A 23,430-nucleotide genomic window follows, 5' to 3' on the forward strand; every position below is an offset into this window, starting at 1 on the left:
TCCTCCAAGCCGCTCCATGTCGTGCTGCCCTGCCGCACTACCCTAGATCAGCCGGCACCGTGACGACGGAACCGGTCGACAAGAAGGGATACCTACACATGCCGGCAACCCCGCGCCTCGAGGTTGGAGACACCGCCCCCGCTTTCAGCCTGCCCGACGCCGACGGCAACGTCGTCAAACTCTCCGACTACAAGGGCCGCAAGGTCATCGTGTACTTCTACCCCGCTGCGTCCACGCCCGGATGCACCAAGCAGGCGTGCGATTTCCGTGACAGCCTCGCCGAACTCAATGGCGCCGGCCTCGACGTCGTGGGCATCTCCCCCGACAAGCCGGAAAAGCTTGCCAAGTTCCGCGACAAGGAGGAGCTCACCTTCCCGTTGCTGTCCGATCCCTCCCGCGAGGTACTGACAGCCTGGGGTGCGTTCGGCGAAAAGACCATGTACGGCAAGACCGTTCAGGGCGTGATCCGTTCCACCTTCCTCGTCGACGAGAAGGGCAAGATCGCCGTCGCGCAGTACAACGTGCGGGCCACCGGTCACGTCGCCAAGTTGCGCCGCGACCTCTCGGTCTAGGGGGCCAGCGCTTCGAGCAGGAGCGCTTCGGCCGTCGCCGCTTTGTGCAGCACGCCCAGGTGCAGGCTTTCGTTCACGCTGTGCGCCTGGGTTCCGGGGTCCTCGACACCGGTCACCAGAATCGTCGCGGCCGGGAAGGCTTCGGCGAATTCGGCGATGAACGGAATCGATCCGCCCATGCCCATGTCCACCGGATCGGTGCCCCAGGCGGTGCGGAACGCCGTGCGCGCCGCGTCGTACACCGACCCCGAGGCGTCGATCGCATAGGGCTGACCGACGTCGCCCGGGGTGACGGTGACCTGGGCACCCCAGGGCGCATGGGCTTCGAGGTGACGGGTCAACGCGTCCAGATGCGCGTGCGCGTCGCCGCCGGGCGCGACCCGCATGCTGATCTTGGCGCGGGCGCGTGGGATAAGGGTGTTCGACGACTTGTCGATGGGTGTGGTGTCGATGCCGATGACGGTGACGGCGGGTTTGGCCCACATGCGTTGCACCACTGAGCCGGAACCGATTTCGGACACGCCGTCCAGCAGGCCGGATTCTTGCCGGACCCAGTCGGGACCGCGGTCCGCCCCATTGTCCCCGGCGGCCGGCCGCGGACCCTCGTGCAAACCGGCGACCGCGACATTGCCGTCGTCGTCGTGCAGGCTCGCGAGCAGTCGTACCAACACGCTCAACGCATCCGGCACCACCCCGCCCCACAGGCCCGAATGCAGGCCGTGGTCCAGGGTGGCCACTTCGACGACACAGTCCGCCAGGCCACGCAGGGTCACGGTCAAGGCGGGGATCTCGGTGCTCCAGTTGTCGGAGTCGGCGATGACGATGACGTCGGCCGCCAGCGCCTCATGATGAGCACCGAGCAGTGCTGCCAATGACGGCGATCCGGATTCCTCCTCGCCCTCGACGAACACCGTCACGCCCACCGGCGGTTTGCCGTCGAAGGCGCGTATCGCGGCCAGATGTGTTGCGATCCCGGCCTTGTCGTCGGCGGTGCCACGACCGTAGAGCCGGCCGTCACGCTCGGTCGGCTCGAACGGCGCGGAGTTCCACTGGGCTGGATCCCCTTCGGGCTGCACGTCGTGGTGGGCGTACAGCAGCACCGTCGGCGCCCCTGCAGGGGGCGGGTAGTGCGCGATGACGGCAGGCGCACCGCCCTCGCTGACGATACGAACGTCGGGGAAACCTGCGTCGGACAACAGCTTTGCGACCGCCTCGGCGCTGCGGTGCACCTCGTCCCGGCGCGCCGGATCGGCCCATACCGATTGGATGCGGACCAGATCCTCCAGATCGGACCGTACCGACGGCAACACCTGCTGCACCCGCGCCACCACGTCACTCATGCTGACGAGCGTAGTTGCTCGCCGGAGAAAGGTTAGGGCTCCTCGATGATCGCCACCGCGGCGGCGGTGTCGGCCTCATGGGTGAGCGACACGTGAATCGTCACGCTCTCAAGGTGCTTGGCGATCTCACCGGACAGCCGCACCTTGGGACGACCCCACATGTCGGTGACCACCTCGATGTCGCGGTGGATCCCCTCCGGCAGGGCCGGTCGCTTCGAGAACCGTGAACTCGACCAGGCCTTGATCACAGCCTCCTTGGCTGCCCACCGGGCCGCCAGGTGCCGGGCCGCCGACGAACTCTTGTCCGCGGCGTCCCGGCGCTCACCAGGCGTGAACGTCTCGGCGAATACAGTTCCCGGCCGGTCCACCTGCTCGGCGAAATCGGGTATGGAAACCAGATCGATGCCTACTCCCACAATCGCCATGCAAGCGAACCTAGCTCACCTCTCCGTGCACGCCGTCACCGCACATACAGATCGTCGTCACCGAGTCGGGCGTCGGCATTCAGCAACATCGCGGCTTCCTGACGCTTCTCCGGTACATCGTGGTCGAACCGGCGATCGGCGGGCTTCTCGTACATCGGACGCCCACCGGCGATCGCCCCGGCCAACCGGCGCTGACCAGCCAGCGTGCGCTGCTCGGCACGCTTGCGGTAATCGTCGCGCTCGGCCGGATCCAGCGCCGCGATGAACGCCTCCGGGTGCACCAGGGCAACCAGACCCGACACGTGGCCGAACCCGAGGCTGGTGACCAGACCGGCCTTGAGCGGGAACTTCCCGCGCAGGTCGAGAGCCTCGCGCACCCAGACGAAGTGGCCTGAGGTGGCCAGCTCGTCGTCCACGCAGTCCAGGCTGCGGTTCGGCGGGATGACGCCGTCGCGCAGGATCTGGCACAGGCCCATCATCTGGAACACCGCCGCGCCACCCTTGGCGTGACCGGTCAGCGTCTTCTGGCTGACGATGAAGAGCGGCGCGCCCTGCGAGCGGCCCATCGAGTCCGCCAGCCGCTCGTGCAGCTCGGTCTCGTTGGGATCGTTGGCCAGTGTCGAGGTGTCGTGCTTGGAGATCACCGCGATGTCGTCGGCGCCCACACCCAGCTTGGCCAGCGAACGGGCCAGCTGCGAATCCTTGCCGCCACGGCCGGCGCCGAGAGCACCGAGTCCGGGAGCCGGGATCGAGGTGTGCACACCGTCGGCGAAGCTCTGCGCGTAACCGACGACAGCCAGCACCGGCAGGCCCATCTTGACGGCCAGGTCACCGCGGGCCAGCAGGATGGTGCCACCGCCCTGTGCCTCCAGGAAGCCGAGACGACGACGGTCGTTGGCGCGGGAGAACTTCGAATCGCTGATGCCCTTGGCACGCATCATCTCGGTGTCGGCGGTGGCCGCCATGTCACCGAAGCCGATGATGGCTTCCAGGGTCAGGTCGTCGAAGCCGCCGGCCACCACCAGGTCGGCCTTACCGAGACGGATCTTGTCGACCCCCTCCTCGACCGAGACGGCCGCGGTGGCGCAGGCACCCACCGGGTGGACCATGGCGCCGTAGCCGCCGACGTAGGACTGCATGACGTGTGCCGCAACAACGTTCGGCAGCACCTCCTGCAGGATGTCGTTCGGCTTGGCCTTACCCAGCAGGTTGCCGTGGTACATGGTCTGCATCGAGGTCATGCCGCCCATGCCGGTGCCCTGTGTGGAGGCCACGAGGCTCGGGTGCACCCAACGCATCAGCTCGGTCGGGGTGAAGCCCGAGGACAGGAACGCATCCACGGTCGCGACGATGTTCCACAGCGCCACCCGGTCGATGGAATTGGCCATGTCCGGGGTGATGCCCCACACCGTCGGGTCGAACCCGGTGGGGATCTGGGCGCCGACCGTGCGCGATAGCTTGGTCTTGCGCGGAACCCGAATCTCGGTGCCCGCCTTACGGATCACCTGCCAGTCGCCGGAATCCGGTACCGGCAGGGCCACCGTGTGCTCGGGGTCGAAGGACACGAACGCCCGGGCGTCGGCCTCGCTGGACACGACGAAGCTGAAGTCCTTGTCCAGGAACACGCTGACCAGCAGCGGCGAGGCGTGATCGGGGTCGATCGCGCCGTCGTCCACGAATTCGCGGATGCCGCAACGCTCTACGACAGCGTCGTGGTAGCGCTCTACGATCTCCGATTCGGGCACCAGCTCACCGGTCTCGGTGTCGTACCAGCCGGCCTTGGGATCGTCTTCCCACTTGACCAGACCGGTCGTCCAGGCCAGCTCCAGCACGCCGGCCGCCGACAACTCGCCGGAGACCTCCATCTCGAAGCGGGTGCGCGACGAGCCGTACGGCCCGAGCTCGGCACCACCGACGATGACCACCAGATCGGCCGGATCGACATCGAGGTCGGCCCACTCCGGCGCGGGCGCCGGATTGTGTCCGCGCGGCGGGGACGGCAGGGCCGCCAGGACACCAGTCTCGTCCTCCTCCTCGGACTCGGCTGCCGCACTTGACATGTCCTCGCGAGCCTTGGCGGCCAGCTCGGCCATGTCGATCTTGACGTCGCCGAGACCACCGGTCAGATCCACCTTGATCGGAGAACTAGCCGCAGCCACCTTCGACTCCACCGTGCAGAGGTTCAGCAGCATGGCCGCCATCTCCGCGGTGCTGTAGGTGGTGACACCGGCCTCTTCCACCGCGCTGACGATGGCATCGTTGTGCCCCATCAGCCCGGTGCCCTTGGTCCAGCCGATGAGTGCGTGCGCCAAGCTGACCCGCTCGGCCCATGAGGACTCCGCGCTCCAGCGGGTCACCAACGCGTCGAGCGCCGACTTCGCTTCGCCGTAGGCACCGTCGCCACCGAACATGCCGCGGTTGGGCGAGCCCGGCAGCACCACGTGCAGGCGCGAGGCGATGTCACGCTCGGCGCCGATCGTCGACAGGCCACCGATGAGCCGCTGCACGGCCCACAGCAGGACCTTCATCTCCATCTCGGAGCGTGAACCCGCCTCCGAGAGGTCCCCGGCCACACGCGGTGCGGCGAACGGGAACAGCAGCGTCGGGGTCTGCGCATCCTTGAGGTGGATCGATTGCGGCCCAAGGCTTTCGATCTGCTCACTACCGACCCATTCGACCAGCTTGTCGATGTCGGAGTAGGACGCCATGTTGGCCGGGACCACCCACAGGGTGGCGCCGAAACGGGCGTTCTCGCGGTACAGCTTCTTGTAGAACGCGAGCCGGTCGTCGTCCAGACGCGAGGTGGTGGCGACGACGGTGGCACCGCCGTCGAGCAGCTGCCCGACGACCGACGAGGCGATGGAGCCCTTCGACGCACCGGTCACCACTGCGACCTCGTTGCTGTAGCGGCCCTTGCCAGGGTTCTCCGCACCGGCCGCGATGCGACCGAACAGCGAGGCATGGATGGTGCGCCCGGCGGCCAGAGCCTTGCCTTGCCACCAATTCGCCTGCGTGGCAACGACATGTCCGGCACCTTCGAACCGCTCCGACAGGCGCTGCCAATCGGCGTCGATCTCGCCCTCGTCGGCCAGCCACAGCTTGACCAGGTCCTCACGGGCGCTGGCCCAGCGGTCGTCGAACACGACGGCCTTCTTGGCGTCGAACGCCGGAGCCACCAATCGCGGCCAGTCCGAACCGAGTTCGGTGGTGACCAGGTCGATCAGCTCGGCGTCGGTCGCAGCCTCGGGGGCACCGACCGGAGCGTCCAGGCCGAGCTGGCCCAGCACCAGGCGCGCGGCCGAGGCCAGCACGCCGTCGGGACCGGTGACCTTCTCGGCGAACTCGTTCAGCGCGGCCGAATCCACCACGCCGCCGGCCCCGGCACCGCCGGCCGAGGGCAGGCTCACCGGCACACCCTGGCGGGCGCCCACCGCGACCACCGCAGCATCGATGACCTTGTCGACGTCGGCGGCACTCGCCAGCGCGCCTGGGTGCAGGGCACCCAGGTCGCCGCCACGCACGCTGCTGCCCTCACGGGTGCCCAGTGCCACCTCGACGGTGACGTGCTTGGCCCAGCCCGGACCCAGCTCCCAGGTCTTGGTGACGCGCTCGGCGATGTAGGCCGGGCGCTTACCCGACGGACCGAACACGGTGCGCAGCTGATCGTTGATGGCGTCCGAGAGCACCGGGCCGAACGGCTTGTAGGTGCGGGCCAGCTTGCTGACCTGTCCCTTGAGCGCACCCAGATCTGCTTCGGCGGCACCATCGATGGCGCCGAGGTTCAGCTCGGAGCCGAGGTCTACCAGCAGCTGGTTGCGGCGTGAGGACGCACCGTCGGTGATCGACTCGATGGAGTCCAGCCCCTCGATCTGGTCGATGCGCATCTTGGCGCTCAATGCGATCAGGCCGACGGTGGCATCCGCTGCGTCGAAAGCCAGGTCGTCGGGGCGGGGCCCGCCGGAAGGAGCGGCCGGGGCGGGGGCTGCCGCGGCAGCCGGAGCGGCCTCGGATTCTGCGGAAGCCGGTGCTGGGCTTTCCTCGATATCAGGCTCAGGCTCCGGATCGGTGTCGCTGGCGAAGAGCACCGCGGCATCGCGCTCGGCGTTGAGCACCTCGACGGTGCTGTGGGCGAATTCGGGGAGCTTGAGCGTGTTGGTGGCCAGGCCGGCGACCGTCGGCGCGTTCTTCACGCCGATCTCGACGAACCGCTCCACGCCGAGTCCGCCGGCGGCCTCCTCGATGAACAGCAGGTCCTGGGTCTCGATCCAGCGCACCGGGCTGGCGAACTGCCAAGCCAGCAACTCGATGACGACCTTGCGCATCAACTCCCTGGGCTTCTCGTTACGCCAGGTGTCGTAGTCGGCGAGAATTTCGTCGAGCGGCTCGGCCGGCACCAGGTCGCGGATCTCCTGAATGAAGTCGCGGTCCAGTGTGAAGGGCCGGGGCACCAGGTTCGGGACATAGCGCCCGACGACGAGCTCCGGGTCCCGGTCGCGGGGCAGAACCCGCTCGAGGCTGCGCCGGAAGTCGTCGACACCCACCCGCAGCACGCTGGAGTGGAACGGCACGTCGATGCCGGGCACCAGGATGAACGAGCGCTTGCCGCCGCTGATCTCGCGACGACGCTCGACCTCTTCCTCCAGCGCTTCCAGGCCGCGCACGGTTCCGGCGATCGCGTACTGCGAACCGCGCAGGTTGAAGTTGACGATCTGCAGGAATTCACCTGTGCGCTCGGCGATTTCGGCGACGAAGTCCTCGACGTCGTCGTCGGCGAGGTCGATCTGCGACGGCCGGATGGCGGCGAGCCGGTAATTGGACCGACCCCGCTCGTCGCGCGGCACGATGTCGTGCATCTTGGAGCCGCGGTGGAACACCGCCTCCAGCAGACCTTCGAGTTCGATGACGCCGGACACACAGGCCAGCGCGGTGTACTCACCGACGGAGTGACCGCAAGCGATCGCGCCCTCGACGAACGCGCCCTGCTCACGCATCTCGGCAACCTGGGCCGCAGCTGTGGTGGCCATGGCGACCTGGGTGAACTGGGTCAGGTACAGCACGCCCTCGGGGTGCTCGTAGTGCACACCGGAGGCGATCAGCGACGTCGGGTTGTCGCGAACCACGTGCAGCACCGAGAAGCCCAGCGTCTCGCGGGTGAACTTGTCGGCCTTGTCCCACACCTTGCGCGCGGCCTTGGACCGGGCCCGTACCTCCATGCCCATGCCCTTGGACTGGATGCCCTGGCCGGGGAACGCGTAGACGGTCTTGGGTGCCGCGAGGCGTGCGGTGGCGGCCATCACCAGCTCGGTGCCGATGCGGGCCTGAACCTCGACAACCTCTGCGCCGACATCGATTCCGACTCGGTCGACGCGGAAGTCCACCTCATCGCCCGGCTTGACCATGCCCAGGAAGCGGGCGGTCCAGCCGACCAGCTTGGCCGGCGGAACCGGCTTGCCGTCGGTGGCGGTCACGACGTGCTGCGCTGCGGCCGACAGCCACATGCCGTGCACGATCGGCGATTCCAGACCGGCCAGCAGCGCGGCCGCCCGGTCGGTGTGGATCGGGTTGTGGTCACCGGACACCACGGCGAACGGCCGCATGTCCACGGGTGCGCCGACGGTGATGTCGCGCCGGCGGCGACGCGGGGTGTCGGTGGCGTTGTCCGAGATCGCGCCGCCGGCGCGAACCGGATCGGTCAGCTCGGCCTCGCCGGTACGGCCGCGGATCGCGAACCGCTCCTCCAGCTTGGCCAACTCGGTGCCGTCGGAGGCACGCACCGTTACGTTGACCGGGACAACCCGGCCCACCTCGGTGTCGGTGGCAGCCGAAGCTGTTGCGGTGACGGTCAATTCGGCAGGCTCGGTCGGCAAAGCAGCCAACAGGTGAGCGGCGTGGTCCAGATGCACCAGGCTCAGCAGACCTTCGACGACCGGGAATCCGGAGTCGGTGGCGGCGGAGCCGATCGCGGCGAACACCGCGGGCCAGCAGCGACCGACGAGCGCGTCGGGGACGACGGTGAGGGTCGGCGCCAGCGGGGCACCGAAGGTGGCAGTGACACCGGTGTGGTCGGCGACCTGCTCGGGGTTCCAGGCGACGGTGACCTTGGCGGTCCCGTCGACGACCGACGGCAGTGCGTCGGGACCGTCCACACCCGCGGCGATGGCGAGCACCGACCGCATGGCGGTCGCGGCATCGGCGACCTCGACGACCGGTGCGCCACCGCTGCGGATGGCCTCCGTCAGGGTGAACCGGATCTCGATCCAGGTCCCCGACAGTGGCACCGACAGCAGCACATGCTGGTCGTCGGCAACCTCAAGCCGGGCCCCGGTGGACGGATGGGAAGCGGAACGCTTCGCCGATCCTTCGCGGACCAACCACTCGTTGGCAGGGGCGATCCGGTGCACCGGGTTGACCGAGGTGCGACCGGCCCACAACACGTCAGGGGCATCGAGCAGAACGGCCAGCGGACCGGTCACGTCGTCGCGGCCCTGGCGGCGTGACAGCACGGCCTGCGGCTGAGCGCCGGCAGCCAACGCCTGGTCGACGGCGGTCTGTTCGAAGCGGTCCAGCAGCTCACCGACGGGCTCGTCGACGCGCGTGATGCCGGCGACGGCCTCGGTGCCGGGGATGACGCAGACCTGATCGGCGTCGTAGCGCGCGTCGTGGGCCTGCCACAGCGAATCGCTGCGCCACCAGCGGCGCACGTCCTTGTCGATCACCGGAACGAAGTTGACGGGCTTGCCCAGCGTCTTGCACAGCTCGACGAAGAACGGCACATCGGCCGGGTGCAGCTGCACCGATGCGGCGTCCGGGTAGGCCGAGACCAGCGCGGCCAGCGCGGCCTTCGGGTCCTCCAGCAGCGCCTCGCCGTCGCCGGAGGCGTCGAACAGCGTCTCGATGGCGCCGAAATCCTTTGCGTGCAAACGTGCTTCGGCACGCTTGAGCATCTGCTCGAAGCGGTCGCGCCAGGTGACGTCGAGCCACGGTGAGTGGTCGCGCTTGGTGTCGGCGGTGCTGTTGCCCTCGCCGATGGACAGTTCGATGTAGCGGCGCAACCACTGCAGGTAGGTCATGTCGGCGACATCACCGAAGTACGGCTTGGCGGTGTTGGCCATCGCGGCGATGATCTCGTCGCGGCGCGCGGCGACGGCGTCGGCGTCGCCGGCCACCTCGTCGAGCAGCCGGCCACAACGCGATGCGGCGTTGTCGATCTCGTGGATGTCGGCGCCGAGCTGGCTGCGTCCGGACGCCATGCCGCCCGAGGCCTTGCCGGCACCCACCCAGGTGTCGGTGCCCTTGGTGTCCACCAGCAGCTGCTTGACCTGCGGGCTCGTGGTGGCCTCGAGGGTGGCCATCGCGGCGGTGCCCACCAGGATGCCGTCGATCGGCATCAGCGGGTAACCGTGGGCGGCCGACCAGCGGCCGGACAGGTACTCGGCCGAACGTTCGGGGGTGCCGATGCCGCCGCCGACGCAGATGGTGATGTTGGACCGGCTGCGCAGCTCCGAATAGGTGGCCAGCAGGAGGTCGTCGAGGTCTTCCCACGAGTGGTGGCCACCGGCGCGGCCGCCTTCGATGTGGACGATCACCGGCTTGGTGGGCACCTCGGCCGCGATTCGGATGACCGAGCGGATCTGCTCGACAGTGCCCGGCTTGAACACCACGTGGCTGATACCGAGATCGTTGAGTTCACCGATCAGCTCGACGGCCTCTTCGAGGTCCGGGATACCGGCGCTGACGATGACGCCGTCGATCGGCGCACCGGACTGGCGGGCGCGCTGCACCAGGCGCTTGCCACCGACCTGAAGCTTCCACAGGTAGGGATCGAGGAACAAAGTATTGAACTGGATGGCCCGGCCGGGCTCCAGCAGCTCACCCAACTCGGCGATGCGATCGTTGAAGATCGGCTCGGTGACCTGTCCGCCACCGGCGAGTTCGGCCCAATGGCCGGCGTTTGCTGCGGCCGCGACGATCTTGGCGTCCACTGTGGTGGGGGTCATACCGGCCAGCAGGATCGGCGAGCGTCCGGTGAGCCGGGTGAACTTGGTCGAGAGCTTGACCGATCCGTCCGGCAGGCTGACGACCGTCGGGGCGTAGCTGGACCACGGACGGGCCACCTCCGGCACCGCGCCGATGGTGAACAGGTTGCGCTGGCCACCGCGGGTTGCAGCGGGAACGATTCCGATGCCGAGTCCGCGGACCACCGGGGCGGTCAGGCGGGTCAGGATGTCGCCGGGACCGAGGTCAAGAATCCATCGAGCTCCGGCGTCGCTGATCTCGGTGATCTCGTCGACCCAGTCCACCTGGCTGACCAGAATGGCCTCGGTCATCTCACGGGCCAGCTTGACGTCGATGCCGACGGCCTCTGCCCAACGGGCGACGATGTCGATCCCGTCGGCCAGACGCGGCGTGTGGAAACCGACCTCGACCTGCACCGGGTCGAAGACCGGGGCGAAGACGGCGCCGCCGCGGACTTTGCTCTTGCGCTCGGCCTCTTCCTTCTCAGCGATCTGGTTGCAGTACAGCTCGAACCGCGACAGCTGCTCGGGTGTGCCGGTGATCACAACAGAGCGCCGTCCGTTGCGGATGGACAGCACCGGGGGCAGCACGGTGCGCACGTCCTGGCTGAACTCTTCGAGCAGCTCGTAGATGCGCTCGGGCTCGGCATTGGTCACCGACACCATCGGCGGGCGGTCGCCGAGCACGGTGATCCCGCGGCGACGCGCGACCAGGGTGCCCGCTGCACCGATCAGCTGCGCCAGCGCCAGCAGCTGCACGTCCTTGGCACCCTTGGCGGCCAGTGTCTCGACGCCCAGTACGCCCTGAGAATGCCCGGCGACGGCCACCGGCGGGGTTGCGGCCAGGTCCATGCCCTGGCGGGCCAGCGCCCGCACTGCGGCGATCTGGGTGAGGAGGACGCCCGGGACCGAGACAGCGGCGGAGGTCAGCTGCTTGTCGGACGGCACCGGCTCCTCGGCGGCCAGCGCGCGGACCCACTGCAGGGGCTCGAAGCCGATGGGCCGGACGACCACGAGCTCGGCGGCGACCGGCTCGAGCAGCAGCTCGGCCTCTCCGGCCAGGGTCGCCAATTCGGCCTCGATACCGGCCGAGGACACCAACTCCTCGAGAGTCTCCAGCCAGGCGCTGCCCTGACCGCCGAAGGCGACTGCGTAGGGCTCACCGGCGCTCAGCCGATCGACCAGGGCGTGGGTGGAGTCAGCCTGCCGACCGTCGGATCCTGAGTCGTCGTTGCGACCGGCGGACACCCGGTCGTGTTCATAGATCGTCACTGGCGCTATCTCCTCGGTGCTGCTGCGGTTCTGCGGTGAATGGTGTCGCGTGTGGCTGTCGCGTGCGGTCTCAGGTATCTGTCTGCATGTCTGGGCGGTTGTGGCTGCCCGGCGACAAGCCAACGGCGATTCAGCGTCGAATCAGGTGAGGAACGCGGTGTCGCCGGAGCCCTCCGGACGGCGCCACTCACATTCCCGCCGTACTAAGAGTGTCATAAGAGGCAGTGGGCTTTTTCCGTCCAGATTGGTTACTGGCGAGTTCTACGCATGGGTAACCGCCGGTAACGTAACGCCGCGTCGAGTGGCGCCCGAAGACATTCGGGACAAACGTCCTGTTGGCAGGTGGTTACGGTCGAGTAGCCACAACTGCGCAGATCAAGGCAGTATTGTTATCGAATCGTTATCTAAATTTTTCGCCACATCCGGGCCCGCGAACCGAGTGTGAACCAGCAGACAATCGGGCCGATTCTGTCTAGCGAATCCTGCCAGTCCGAGCCAAAAGTTTGCTGGAATATCTTACCCGTCGGTAACTATTCAGCCCTGGCGGTCGGTCTACTCGGCGGCCACGCCGGCACGCAGGGCCCGGTCCACCCTGGCCGAGACCACTGCCCGGGCCAGCTCGGGCAGACCGGCATCCGGAGCGCCGCCCCGACACTCGGCCACCGCAGCAGCGACCGACTCGGCCAGGTGATCGATCGCCACGCCGGTGGCCCGGCAGACATGGGCCATGCTGCGGACGACGCGCCGATGGTCCTCCGCGTCACCGACGAGCGCGACCAACGCCGGATCTGTCACCTCGACGGAGTCGTCCACGACGCGCACCAACCCGAACTCGACGAGCGCTTGGACGTCGTCGCCGGCCGGGTCGACGTTCAATGCCAGCGCCGTCGGCCGGAACCAGCCCGAGGCCTGGAGCCCCAAGGCGTCGGACAGATCCTTGCCGCCGCGCAAGGCGGCGAAGAACTCGGCGATATGCGCCGAGTTGAAACCCTTGGCCAGTAGCTGGCTGATCGCTGTCAGCTGATCAAGGTGCCGCTCACCGTAATACGCCGAGCGCCCGACGCGGCGCGGCGAATCGAGCAAGCCGCGTTCACGATAGGCGCGGATATTACGAGTGCTGACGCCGGAAATGCGCGCCAGGTCTTCAAGGCGGTACTCAACCAAGCCGGCGTCCCCCGCGTCGGTTTGAACAGCGATTCATGCCGACACCCTACTCCCCGGTTAATGTTGCGAGCGAATTCGCAGCTACAGCATTCAGCCGTCCCCGCATTTGGCCGATAACGCGATCATCTGCGGATATGCCAACCTGCTCCCCTTACCTGATACATGAGAGTGCAGTTTCAGCCAACTCGATGAATCGCTCTAAAGCCGGCCCGGAGGCGAAATTCACATCCGCCACAGAGAACTCTGGTCGCTTCGCCGCCTACGGTGAGAGAGCATGTACCTCTGCCCCACGAATCACATTTGACGAAAGGTGCCCGCGTGCGTCCCTGGATCGTTTGGGCCACCGGACTACTCGCGTACATCATCGCCGTTCTCGACCGCACCACCCTCGGCGTCTCGGGGCTGCAGGCCGCCGATAGATTTGCCGCAAGCCCCGGTGTGCTGTCCACGTTCGTCGTGTTGCAAGTGATCGTCTACGCCGCGGCCCAGGTTCCCGCCGGACTGCTGTTGGACCGCTTCGGTTCCCGCCTGCTCATCGTCTGCGGTGCGGCGCTGATGACAGCCGGGCAATTGGTGCTCGCGCTCAGCGAGTCACTACCCGCGGCCATCGGCGCACGCGCCATCGTCGGTCTTGGCGACGCACTGACCTTCATCTCGGTTCTCCGCCTGGTGCCCTATTGGTTCGAGCCGGCTCGGGTCCCCTTGGTGGCTCAGTTGACGGGCATCTGCGGTCAGCTCGGCCAGGTGCTGTCCGCGGTCCCTTTCCTGGCGATCCTCACCGGAAAGGGTTGGACGCCCGCCTATCTGTCGGTCGCTGCATTCGGGCTTGTGGTAATCGTGTTGGCGCTGGCCCTGATCCGCAACACGCCACACGGGTCGGCGATGACGTCCGAGCCGATCTCACTGCACACCACCCTGTCTCGCATCAGGACCGTCTGGCTGCGACCCGGTACCAGGCTCGGGTTCTTCACGCACATGGGCACCCAGTTCTCGGTGACGGTGTTCGCGTTGATGTGGGGAGTGCCCTATCTCACCGTCGCGCAGGGACTTTCGGAGACGGCCGCGGGCACGCTGCTGACCGTCTCGGTGGTGGCCGCGATCTCGGCTGGGATCATGATCGGCATATTCACCGGGCGCCATCCACACCGCCGGTCACGCCTGGTGCTCTGGATCATCGCCAGCAATGCATTGGTGTGGACCGTGGTGCTGGCCTTGCCCGGTCCGGCGCCGGTGTGGTTGTTGGTGGCACTCATCGTCGTCATCTCGGTGGGCGGTCCCGGATCGATGGTCGGCTTCGACTTCGCCCGCACCTTCAATCCGAGCCACACCCTCGGTACCGCGCAGGGCATGGTGAACATGGGCGGTTTCCTGGCCGCACTGCTGGTGATGCAGGCCATGGGTCTGATCCTGTCCGGAACGGACAGCTACTCGTTCGCGTCCTTCCGCGTGGCCTGGTCAGTGCAGTATGCGGTGTGGATCTTGGCCACCATCGGAATCCTGATCACCCGCCACAAGACGCGCCGCCTGCTCGCGGCCGAGCAGGAACGAATGCTGTTGGAGAGCTTCGAGACTCACCCGGGTCGGTGAATGTCCAGACGCCGGTCGACGATCGCCGCCGCATGCCGGTGGCCGACGGCCTCGAACCCGACGACGACCACCACCGGAGCCGCGGTGACCACCAACAGACACAGCGCCATCGACATCCCGTGTGCGGCCAGCGCCACTGCGGCGGCGAGCGCGGCCCCTGCCAGCGCCAGCAACAGTGCGTGGAGCAGATCGACCTCTCCCACCAGACATGAGTAGATGACGAACATCGAGAGCAGGTAGATGCCCACCGGAATCGCCACCGCCAGCACGGTGCCGACGGAATCCAGCTTCGACTGATCCTCGATGTAGTAGGCCGCCACGTGCAGTCCCGCTCCGGTGGCCACGATCGCACCGAACACCGCCAGGTGCAGGTAGCCGTACCAGAACGACAGCTGACGCCTGGCGTGCAGCAACTCACCGGCCGGAATCAGGAAATACACCCACCACATACCGAAGGTCAGGCCGGTTCCGGCCGCTACCAGCAGGATGGCATCGGTGGACCAGCCGTGCTCCCCCACTGCCGCCGTCAAAGACGCCACGGTGCCGACCACGCCTTCGCCCAGCGCGATGATCGCGAGCAACCCGTATCGCTCGGCCACGTGGTGGGCATGCCACGGCGTGCCTCCCATGCGCCGCTCGGCCAGCAGCGGTCCGCTGATCTCCACTATCACCAACCCCAGGGCGGTGACGAAGAAGACCGGGACCGAGACCTGAACGAAGATCTGGACTATCCAGCCGATCTGGGCGACAACGACCGCACACGCGTACGTCAGGCAGGCGGACCGATGTTGCGGATCTTGCGCGGCAGCCCGTAACCACTGCCCCACCAATGCAATTCGCATCACCACGTAGCCGGCCACCAGCACCGAGTTGTCGACGTGCCCACCGTGGTCGACGGAGGCGAACATCGCCGGTATGCCGAGCGAGAGGATGATGACGCCGACCATCTGCAGCATCGTCATCACCCGGTAGACCCAGTCGTCGGTGTCGTAGGCGGAGGCGAACCAGGTGAAGTTCATCCATGCCCACCAGATCGCGAACGCAGCGAAGGCGAAGGCGACGAGCCCGGCCGACATATGGCCCTCGGCCATCAGATGCGCGAACTGCGCGGCAGCCACCCCGAAGGCGATCACGAACGTCAGGTCGAACAGCAATTCCAACGGACTCGCCACCCGGTGCTGCTCGTGCGGGTCGCGTCCGGACATCCGGCTCAGGCGGTGTGCTTGAACCGGACGGGGCGTGATCTCGTTCAACCTGGTATGTCCCCTTTGTCGCCTCGTTTCCCGCAATTCCATCTCATTGGGACGCCGGACCGTGGATTGCCGACGGCGTGGTGGCAGAAACTCACCGAAATACGAGTAGTGCACTACTGATGTCAGGGCTCCGGCCGCCCTCGAGGATGCGTATATGTACAAGCAATTCAGGCTGAATCTCCTGGGCGAGTTCGCCGTGTACCGAGACATGGAACCGCTGGTGTTGCCACCCTCGTGTCGCCGGTTGGTGGCACTTGCCGCCGTGAAGCGTCGCGAGCTGCACCGCAGCTGGGTCTGCGACCTGCTGTGGCCGGGTAGCCCTGCGGACAAGGCGGTGTCCTCGCTGCGTTCTGCGCTGTGGCGATTGCGACCGGTGGGCGCCGACGCGTTGCTCGTGGTGCAGCACCAGTACGTCAGCCTGGCGCCCGACGTGACGGTCGACTGGCATGAGGCGGTCGCCTTGCACGAGGCGATGGCCGTGATCGAAGGACGACCGGCACCTGCGGGTACCCATCCGAACCTGCACCGGCTGGTGCGCAGCGGTGACCTGCTCGAAGGCTGGACCGATTCCTGGTGCGTCGCCGAGCGTGACCGCTACCGCGCCATCCAGCAGGCCGTCCTGGACACCCCCGACAGTGTCGTGCCGAGGCAGGTGACGCACTACGCGGTCCCGGGCTCTGCGCTCCGTCCCACATCTCGCGGGGGTCGCCACCACAGCGACAATGCGGGGTGTCGGCCGTGAGTACGTTACTGCTCGGCCTCGTAGTGGTCAGCGCAGCGGCGACCGCGTTTGCGGTACACCAGCTGCAGACGTGGCTCGAGCGGTGGGCGTACGAGCGGCACGCTCAGGACTGACGCGGTTCGGTTGAAGGTCTCAGCTACACCGGGTCGAATGACGAGATCAACCAGTTGCCGTCGATCTTGCTCATCCCCACTTTGACCGCGCTGGCGGTGAAGCTCCCGTTGGGGTTCTCGGCACTCGTCGTGGCCTGGTTGACGAACACCAGCGCCACCGCTGAATCGGGATGGATCTCCGAAACAGCCGAGCGCACCACTGCCGCGCTGGTCTTGACCGATTTCTGCTTGGCGGCCGGGGCGACGATCTCCTGGGTGAACTGGGTGTAGTACGACAGGAAATCGCCGGTCAGGTGCGACTTGGCTGCCGAGAAGTCCCGGTCGAGACTGTCCGGCGCATAGCTCAGCAGGGCCACGGTGCCATCGCTCGCAGCCTTGAGCACCGTCGCCGACGCCGCCTGACCGGTCTCCTGGTCGTCGCGGTACTGCGCAAAGTACAGCCATCCGGCCAGCGCAGCCGACGCGATCAGCGCCACGGCCAGTGCCAGCGGGAACCACAGCTTCATCAAGTTCCGGCGCCACCCTGTTGCGGGCTCGTCGGCCGCGGTGGCGGTGACGTCCTCGGCCAGATCGGCCTCGGTGGCGTCCTGATCGCCGGCTTCGTCGGCGCTGTCGATCTCGACTGCCGTCTCGGTGCCTTCGATCTCGACTGCCGTCTCGGTCTCTTCGTTCTCGGTCTTCTTGATATCCACGGTCACGGCACGAACTCGACTTTCGACAGCTTGATCTGGTCGCCTTCACGGACCAAGTCGACGGCCACCCGCCACGGCCGCGGTTGCTTGTTGGCGCCTGTGGTGTTGGTGACCTGGGTATTGACGGCGACCAGAACGACGGCGTTGTCATCGCTCATGGTGTCCACGGCAGCGGCGGTCACTTTCGCCTCCGTCACCACCTTCGCGTCCTGGGCCAGCTTGACGAAGTCTTTCGACTGCCCTTCGAAATCCTCCCGGAACTCGCCCGTCGAGTTGTCGAGAATGTTCTTGACGGCGTCCTGAGCGTGGTTGAAATCCAGCGACATGAGCGTCACGACGGTCTGGCGGGCAGCGGCGGTGTATTCGGCCGCCAACTGCTGACGATGCTCGGCCTGCCGGTGGTGCCAGATCATCAGCCCGCTCAGGGTGAGCAGCCCGGCGATGAGGATGATCGTCAGACAGCTCGCCAGTACCTTCCAGAACAGGCGCGATACCTGCACCCGCGGTAGCCGGCGGGACGACGTGGCCCCGACTTCTCCCGCTGTCTCCGGCTCGGAGCCGTCGAGCGGCTCGGCCTCGACGGCCCCCGCCTCTGCATCGGCGCCGGTGGTGTCGGTGACCTCGTGGGTATCGGAGTCTTCGGTGTCGGAGTCTTTGGTATCGGCGGGGTCGTCGGCCGCGGTCGTGGTGGCGGCGTCCTTGTCAGCGGCCGCCTGGTTCCGCAGCCGAATGGCGCGGGCCCGGGCCCGGGCGGCAGCCGCGGCGGCCTCGGCCTCTGCGGCCTCGGCTTCGGCCAGCTCGGCCGATTCCAATGCGTCGCCTGGCGACGCGTCATCTTCGCTAGTATCGAGTACCGGCGACGAAGGCTTGCGGGACGGCATGCCGACCTCCTGTCCGTTCAGCAGCCTGCTTAACGAGAATTACGTTATCAGTTTGCGGTAGTGACCCGAGAGTACATCATCGACAGCAGGCGCTTAAACCGCCATTTACCTGCGGAAATGATGTTTACGTGCTGTGCGTTCACTTAGCCCGGACTGGCAGTCATCCGCGCCTCAAGCTGGTTCTTCATCACCTTGCCGGTGGCATTGAGCGGCAGTTCGTCGAGGAACTCGACATACCGGGGCACTTTGTAGCCAGCCATACGCTCGCGGCTCCAGGCAATGAGATCCTCGGCAACAACAGCCGAGACCCCGGGCTCGTCCCGCAGCACCACGAACGCCTTGCCGACCTGTCCCATCCGCTCATCGGCGACACCGATGACGGCAACCTGCGCTATCGCCGGATGCTCCAGCAGGAATCCCTCGATCTCGGCCGGGTAGGCATTGAAGCCGCCGACGATGAACATGTCCTTCTTGCGTCCGACGATCCGTAGCCGGCCGGATTCGGTGAACTCGCCGAGATCTCCGGTGTGCAGCCAACCGTCGGGGTCGATCGCCTCCGCGGTGGCCGCCGGATCGTCCAGATAGCCCTGCATCACGTTGTAGCCGCGCACCAGCACCTCGGCGTCGTCGGCAATGCGCACCTCGACGTCCTCGCACGGAAGTCCGGCCGTGGTGGCCACCTCCTCGGCCGAGTCACCGGGCCGTGACAACGTGACGTTGCCTGCCTCGGTAAGGCCGTAACCGGTCATCAGCGTCTGGAACGGCAACTCCTCGCGGATGCGTCGCACCAACTCCACCGGGATGTCGGCAGCACCGGTAACCCCCGCGCGCAGCGTCGCCAGCCGGTCACGCTCGGCGACGGCCAGCAGCGAGTGATACAGCGTCGGCGGGCCCGGCAGCATCGTGATGCGTTCACGCTCAATGAGTTCCACGACATTGTCGACGTCGAACACTGCGACCGGCAGCATGGTCGCACCGCGCAGGAACGACGCCACCAACCCTGCCTTCAACCCGAAGGTGTGGAAGTACGGGTTGATCATCAGATAGCGATCACCCTCGCGCAGATCCGCCAGCGTGGCCCACTCCTCGTAAGCCTGCAGCGTCTGGCGATGGTTCATCATCGCGCCCTTGGGCCTGCCGGTGGTGCCCGAGGTGAAGATGACGTCGGCGATGTCGGTGGGCTCCAACTCGTCTACGCGGCCCTGACTCAACGGGCTCCCACTACTCAGGAAGTCCGACTTCAGATCGATGGTGGGGACATCGAGAGCCGTCTCGGAAAACGTGAAATCCTGCCCGAGGAAACCGTTTTGGATCATCACCGCCTTGGCGCCGCTGCGCGCCACCACATCGGCGGCCTCTTCGGCCTTGAAGCGGGTGTTGACCGGGACCAGGATGCCACCGGCGGCCATGATCCCGAACGCCGCGATGATCCACTCGGCCGAATTGGGGGCCCAGACCGCGACCCGGTCCCCCTTGACGACGCCGAACTCGGCGAACGCACCCGAGGCTTTCCGGATGCGCTCGCCGAGTTCGGTGAAAGACAGGCGCAGCGGACCGTCGACACCAGCCGAATTGTCGCCATAGTCGACCCCGGCTGAATTGTCGCCATAGTCGACGACCGCCTCCGTGTCGCCGAAACGGTCCGCTGCACTCAAGACCATCCCGGGGATGGTCTGCTGCTGTTCGATGCGTCCGGCCCCTTAGGTCGTGACGAGGCGACCGAGGTTCCCACCCATGATCTTGGCCTGGTCCTCGACAGCGAGGTGCTCAAGCGCGGTCACGTAGTGGGTCGGCTCGGCCAGGCCCTCGGGGTGCGGCCAGTCGGAACCGTAGAGCACCTGGTCCACGCCGATCAGGTTGATCAGCTCGTCGATGCCCTCTTCGTAGAAGGGGCTGACGTAGATGCGGTTCTTGATCTCCTCGATCGGGTTGCCCAGGAAGGCCTCGGGGGCCTTCTTGTAGACCTCGGCCATGGAGTCCAGCAGCGGGAACATCCACTTCGAGCCGGCCTCGACAATGCCGACCTTCAGCGTCGGGAAACGGAACAGCGCGCCGTGAATCACCCACGAGGCCACGGCATCCTGGATCGGGCGCCACTCGTTGAGGATCGACATCGCGTTGGTCTGGAACGGCAGCATCTCCTGCGCCGCGCCGTCCCACTCCGAGGTGTAGCGCGAGTAGCCGCTGTCGCTGGAGTGCATGCCGACGAAGACGTCGTACTCGACGCACTTCTGCCAGAACGGATCGAACTCCGGCAATGCGAACGAGCGCGGACCGCGGAAGCCGGGCACCGGGGCCGGCCGGACCAGGATGGCCCGCGCACCGCGCTTGACCGCCCACTCCAGTTCCTCGATGGCCTTGTCGACGAGGGGCAAGGTGATCACCGGGGTGGTGAAGATGCGGTTCTTGTAATTGAAGCCCCAGACCTCGTCCAGCCACTGGTTCAGCGAGTGGATGATGACGTGGATGGCGACCGGGTCGTCGCGGAGCCGCTCCTCGATCAGGCTGGCCAGCGTCGGGAACATCAGGCTGCGGTCGAGGCCCAGCTCATCCATCAACTCGAGGCGCGGAGCCGGCTCGAAGAAGGCCGGGATGGACTTCATCGGCTCGCCGAAAAGCTCGCGCTTGCTCTTGCCGTCCGGGTTGCCGAACTTGAAGTACTCCTCCCAGGCGCCGGGCTTGGCGACATGCGAGAACGTGGGGTTCGGAATGTAGTTACTGATCTGGCCCTTGATGGCGATCTTGGTGCGCCCGTTGATCTCGACGTACTGGACGATGTCCTTGTACTCCTTGGGGAGGTACGTCGTCAGCGCCTCGGGCGGCTCGTAGAGGTGGTTGTCCGCGTCGAACAGCGGAAACGGAATGTCGACCCTGTGCGACAGTTGTCCCATGGAAAACTCCTTTGCAATTCGAGAGAATCATATTCTCACTTGTTAGCCGCCGCAATGCCCCGCCCGCCCGAAGGGCTGCTCAGCGGGCGATTTCAGCAATCTGCTGACGGATGACGAACTTCTGGACCTTGCCGCTGGCCGTGCGGGGAAAATCTTCGGCCTGATGTAGCTCTTCCGGCCACTTCTGCCGGGCCACCCCGCTGGACTCGAAATGCGCCCGGACCTGATCGAGGGTGGGCATCGTGCCGCCGTCGCGCACCCGGAGGGCCGCGGCCACCCGCTCACCCAACCGCGCGTCGGGAGCCGCCACCACGATCGCCTCGATCACATCCGGCAGCCCGAGGAGCACCTCCTCCACCTCGAGTGCGCTGATGTTCTCGCCGCCGCGGATGATGAGGTCGGTGGTGCGGTCGGTGATGGTCAGATACCCATCGTCGTCCAGCACGCCGATGTCGCCGGTGCGATACCAGCCGTCGTCGTCGAAATGCTTTGCGGTGAGGGCGTCGTCGGTATAGCCGAGGCACAGATCCGGTCCACGGCTGAAGATCTCGCCGTCCGGCCCGAGCCGGATCTCCACACCGGGACGCACATTGCCGTCGGTGTACAGGCGCTTCGCCTCAGGCGCCCCTGCGCCCGATCCGGTGATCGACGGATGTTCGGTGCTGCCGTAGGAACGGAAGACGAAGAGGCCCAGATCGGCAAGCCGCCGGGTGACAGCCGCGGGCACCGTCGAGCCGCCCAGGCCGACGGTGGTGAACCGCGCCAGATGGCGCTCGTTGAACTGCGGATGGTCCATCAGGCTGGTGACGAAGTAGGGCGGCCCGCCACCGATGGACAGTTCGTCGCGTTCGATCAACTCCAGGACCTTGCCGGGATCCCAGACATCGCACAGGTCGATCGGTGCGCCCTCCAGCACGGGGATCAGGAAGGCGCCGACCATGCCGATGAAGTGCCCGACGGGCGTGGCCGTGAGTTGACGGCCACGGTTGGGCGGGTAGTTCTCCAGCAGTTGGCGGGTCTCGAAGCCCAGCGTCTGATGACTGTGGATGACGCCTTTGGGATCGCGGGTGGTTCCGGAAGTGAAGGCGATCAGGGCCGGCGCAGCCGGATCGGCGGTCAGGGTGCCCCGCATCGGCTCGTCGGCAAGCAGTTCGGTATATGAATCTTGCCCGACCAGGCCGACGATCGGGACGTCGGCGCACAGATCCGGCTCGAACTTCATCCGGCCGAATTGCTCGGTGGTGATGAACACCTTCGGCTTGGCCGTGGCCATGATGTGGCCGAGTTCCTTGCGCCCGTAGAAGTGCACGATCGGCACCGTCACCGCACCGAGGAAGGCCGAGGCCCAGAACGCGACCGCGGCCTCCATCCAGTTGGGCAACTGCAATGCCACGACGTCACCGGGCCCGACGCCGCGCTCTCGAAGCCCGGCAGCGAGGCGCCGGGCGATGTGCTCGACCTCGCCGAAGGTGCCCTGGTACGGGCGTATCGCGGAATGGACATGGAACGCGGCCCCCGGGCTGGCGGCCAGCCCGTCTGCCAGCATCTGGCCCAGGGTTTCCGGTCGCCACCAGCCTTCTTCGACGTACCGTTTGGTCAGCTCAACAGGGATGTCGCGCACAACGGTGATGTTATTCTCATCAAACGAGAATGCCAATCCCGGAACTGGAGAACGTTTGATGGTCGACCTCGAAATCGACGGCGAACTGGCGATCATCACGATCGACCGGCCACAGGCACGCAATGCCATCTCGCTTGACACCATGGATGCGCTCAACAAGGCGTTGGACGGTGCAGCCGGCGCGTCCGCCCTGGCGATCACCGGCGGCGGTGACCGTGCCTTCGTCTCGGGGGGCGACCTAAAGGAACTGGCCGCCCTGCGCACCGAGCTCGAGGCTTCCGAGATGGCCTGGCGGATGCGCACGATCTGCGACCGCATCGCCGGTTTCGACGGACCCGTCATCGCGGCACTGAACGGACATGCCCTGGGCGGCGGGGCCGAGGTGGCGGTGGCAGCAGACATCCGAATCGCCGCGGACGACATCAAGATCGGCTTCAACCAGGTGGCCCTGGCGATCATGCCGGCCTGGGGTGGGGCCGAGCGGCTGGCCACGCTCGTCGGCCGCAGCCGGGCACTGCTGCTGGCCGGAACCGGTCGCATCCTCGGCGCCCGTGAGGCCGAGCAGCTCGGCCTGATCGACCAGGTGGTTCCCCGCGCCGAGTTCGCCGAGACCTGGCGCTCGACGGCGCAGTTGCTGGCCAGGCGTCAGGCCGGTGAGGTCAAGCGGGTCATCAACGGGGTGCCGACCACCGAGGCCGTGTCCGCCTTCGCCCGGCTCTGGTGCTCAGACGAGCACTGGGCCGCCGCGGACAAGGTGATGAACAAAGGCAAGTAGCCCCGCCGCAGCGCCGCAGCGCCGCCCCGCCAGTCGCCGAAACGGCATTCCGTCAGGAAGAATTCGAGTACCAGCCTGCTGGAATGC

14 protein-coding genes are annotated in these 23,430 nt (G+C 66.8%); 4 read left to right on the top strand and 10 right to left on the bottom strand.

Features of this window, described 5'->3' with window-relative positions; all coding sequences use genetic code 11:
- The first annotated feature begins 98 nt into the window (after positions 1–98).
- Positions 99–572, top strand: coding sequence for a thioredoxin-dependent thiol peroxidase (gene bcp, locus ACZY08_RS24980; protein WP_463747500.1), 474 nt, complete (start codon positions 99–101; stop codon positions 570–572).
- On the opposite strand, the gene ACZY08_RS24985 is transcribed toward bcp, so the two are convergent.
- The 4 genes from ACZY08_RS24985 to ACZY08_RS25000 form a co-directional block, all read right to left on the bottom strand.
- On the bottom strand, positions 569–1,912 hold the full coding sequence (locus ACZY08_RS24985) for a M20/M25/M40 family metallo-hydrolase (protein ID WP_463747302.1): 1,344 nt from the start codon (positions 1,910–1,912) through the stop codon (positions 569–571). The two genes, bcp and ACZY08_RS24985, sit on opposite strands and share 4 nt — an antisense overlap.
- A gap of 32 nt (positions 1,913–1,944) precedes the next feature.
- A complete protein-coding gene (acpS, locus tag ACZY08_RS24990; protein WP_044522422.1) occupies positions 1,945–2,337 on the bottom strand; it encodes a holo-ACP synthase AcpS in 393 nt (130 codons plus the stop codon).
- A 35-nt stretch (positions 2,338–2,372) separates the two neighbouring features.
- Complete coding sequence (locus tag ACZY08_RS24995; RefSeq protein ID WP_463747303.1) at positions 2,373–11,624, bottom strand: fatty acid synthase subunit beta domain-containing protein; 9,252 nt, start codon at positions 11,622–11,624, stop codon at positions 2,373–2,375.
- A gap of 552 nt (positions 11,625–12,176) precedes the next feature.
- Positions 12,177–12,788 (bottom strand): MerR family transcriptional regulator, encoded by a 612-nt coding sequence (locus ACZY08_RS25000; RefSeq protein WP_463747304.1) that lies wholly within the window; start codon positions 12,786–12,788, stop codon positions 12,177–12,179.
- Positions 12,789–13,106: 318 nt separating this feature from the next.
- Here ACZY08_RS25000 and ACZY08_RS25005 point away from each other — a divergent pair, with 318 nt between their 5' ends.
- Positions 13,107–14,375 (top strand): MFS transporter, encoded by a 1,269-nt coding sequence (locus ACZY08_RS25005; protein ID WP_463747305.1) that lies wholly within the window; start codon positions 13,107–13,109, stop codon positions 14,373–14,375.
- Here ACZY08_RS25005 and ACZY08_RS25010 read toward each other — a convergent pair.
- Complete coding sequence (locus ACZY08_RS25010; RefSeq protein WP_463747306.1) at positions 14,360–15,580, bottom strand: low temperature requirement protein A; 1,221 nt, start codon at positions 15,578–15,580, stop codon at positions 14,360–14,362. The genes ACZY08_RS25005 and ACZY08_RS25010 overlap by 16 nt on opposite strands.
- A 202-nt stretch (positions 15,581–15,782) precedes the next feature.
- On the opposite strand from ACZY08_RS25010, the gene ACZY08_RS25015 reads away from it, so the two are divergent.
- Positions 15,783–16,370, top strand: a complete 588-nt coding sequence (locus tag ACZY08_RS25015) for an AfsR/SARP family transcriptional regulator (protein WP_463747307.1) — start codon at positions 15,783–15,785, stop codon at positions 16,368–16,370.
- Positions 16,371–16,506: 136 nt separating this feature from the next.
- Here the strand turns inward: ACZY08_RS25015 and ACZY08_RS25020 are convergent, their stop codons facing one another.
- The 5 genes from ACZY08_RS25020 to ACZY08_RS25040 form a co-directional block, all read right to left on the bottom strand.
- The gene (locus tag ACZY08_RS25020) at positions 16,507–17,181 is read right to left on the bottom strand and encodes a twin-arginine translocation pathway signal (RefSeq protein ID WP_463747308.1); all 675 of its coding nucleotides are present in this window, start codon (positions 17,179–17,181) and stop codon (positions 16,507–16,509) included.
- Positions 17,178–18,056 carry a hypothetical protein gene (locus ACZY08_RS25025; protein WP_463747309.1) on the bottom strand — a complete coding sequence of 293 codons (879 nt, stop codon included), beginning with the start codon at positions 18,054–18,056 and terminating at the stop codon, positions 17,178–17,180. Before ACZY08_RS25025 ends, ACZY08_RS25020 begins: the two co-directional genes overlap by 4 nt.
- A 143-nt stretch (positions 18,057–18,199) precedes the next feature.
- Positions 18,200–19,717 (bottom strand): FadD3 family acyl-CoA ligase, encoded by a 1,518-nt coding sequence (locus ACZY08_RS25030; protein ID WP_463747310.1) that lies wholly within the window; start codon positions 19,715–19,717, stop codon positions 18,200–18,202.
- Between the two features lie 39 nt (positions 19,718–19,756).
- Positions 19,757–20,947, bottom strand: coding sequence for an amidohydrolase family protein (locus ACZY08_RS25035; RefSeq protein ID WP_463747311.1), 1,191 nt, complete (start codon positions 20,945–20,947; stop codon positions 19,757–19,759).
- Positions 20,948–21,026: 79 nt separating this feature from the next.
- Positions 21,027–22,568 carry an AMP-binding protein gene (locus tag ACZY08_RS25040; protein WP_463747312.1) on the bottom strand — a complete coding sequence of 514 codons (1,542 nt, stop codon included), beginning with the start codon at positions 22,566–22,568 and terminating at the stop codon, positions 21,027–21,029.
- 58 nt (positions 22,569–22,626) lie between these two features.
- Here ACZY08_RS25040 and ACZY08_RS25045 point away from each other — a divergent pair, with 58 nt between their 5' ends.
- Entirely contained in the window at positions 22,627–23,343 is a 717-nt protein-coding gene (locus ACZY08_RS25045) for an enoyl-CoA hydratase/isomerase family protein (protein WP_463747313.1), read from the top strand.
- Positions 23,344–23,430 lie beyond the last annotated feature (87 nt).

It is taken from the genome of Mycobacterium sp. IDUB_9 (assembly GCF_055419505.1).

Coding starts and splice junctions, on each gene's coding strand:
- bcp (WP_463747500.1), top strand. CDS start 99: ATGCCGGCAACCCCGCGCCTCGAGGTTGGAGACACCGCCCCCGCTTTC.
- ACZY08_RS24985 (WP_463747302.1), bottom strand. CDS start 1,912: ATGAGTGACGTGGTGGCGCGGGTGCAGCAGGTGTTGCCGTCGGTACGG.
- acpS (WP_044522422.1), bottom strand. CDS start 2,337: ATGGCGATTGTGGGAGTAGGCATCGATCTGGTTTCCATACCCGATTTC.
- ACZY08_RS25010 (WP_463747306.1), bottom strand. CDS start 15,580: ATGTCCGGACGCGACCCGCACGAGCAGCACCGGGTGGCGAGTCCGTTG.
- ACZY08_RS25015 (WP_463747307.1), top strand. CDS start 15,783: ATGTACAAGCAATTCAGGCTGAATCTCCTGGGCGAGTTCGCCGTGTAC.
- ACZY08_RS25025 (WP_463747309.1), bottom strand. CDS start 18,056: ATGCCGTCCCGCAAGCCTTCGTCGCCGGTACTCGATACTAGCGAAGAT.
- ACZY08_RS25030 (WP_463747310.1), bottom strand. CDS start 19,717: ATGGTCTTGAGTGCAGCGGACCGTTTCGGCGACACGGAGGCGGTCGTC.
- ACZY08_RS25035 (WP_463747311.1), bottom strand. CDS start 20,947: ATGGGACAACTGTCGCACAGGGTCGACATTCCGTTTCCGCTGTTCGAC.
- ACZY08_RS25045 (WP_463747313.1), top strand. CDS start 22,627: ATGGTCGACCTCGAAATCGACGGCGAACTGGCGATCATCACGATCGAC.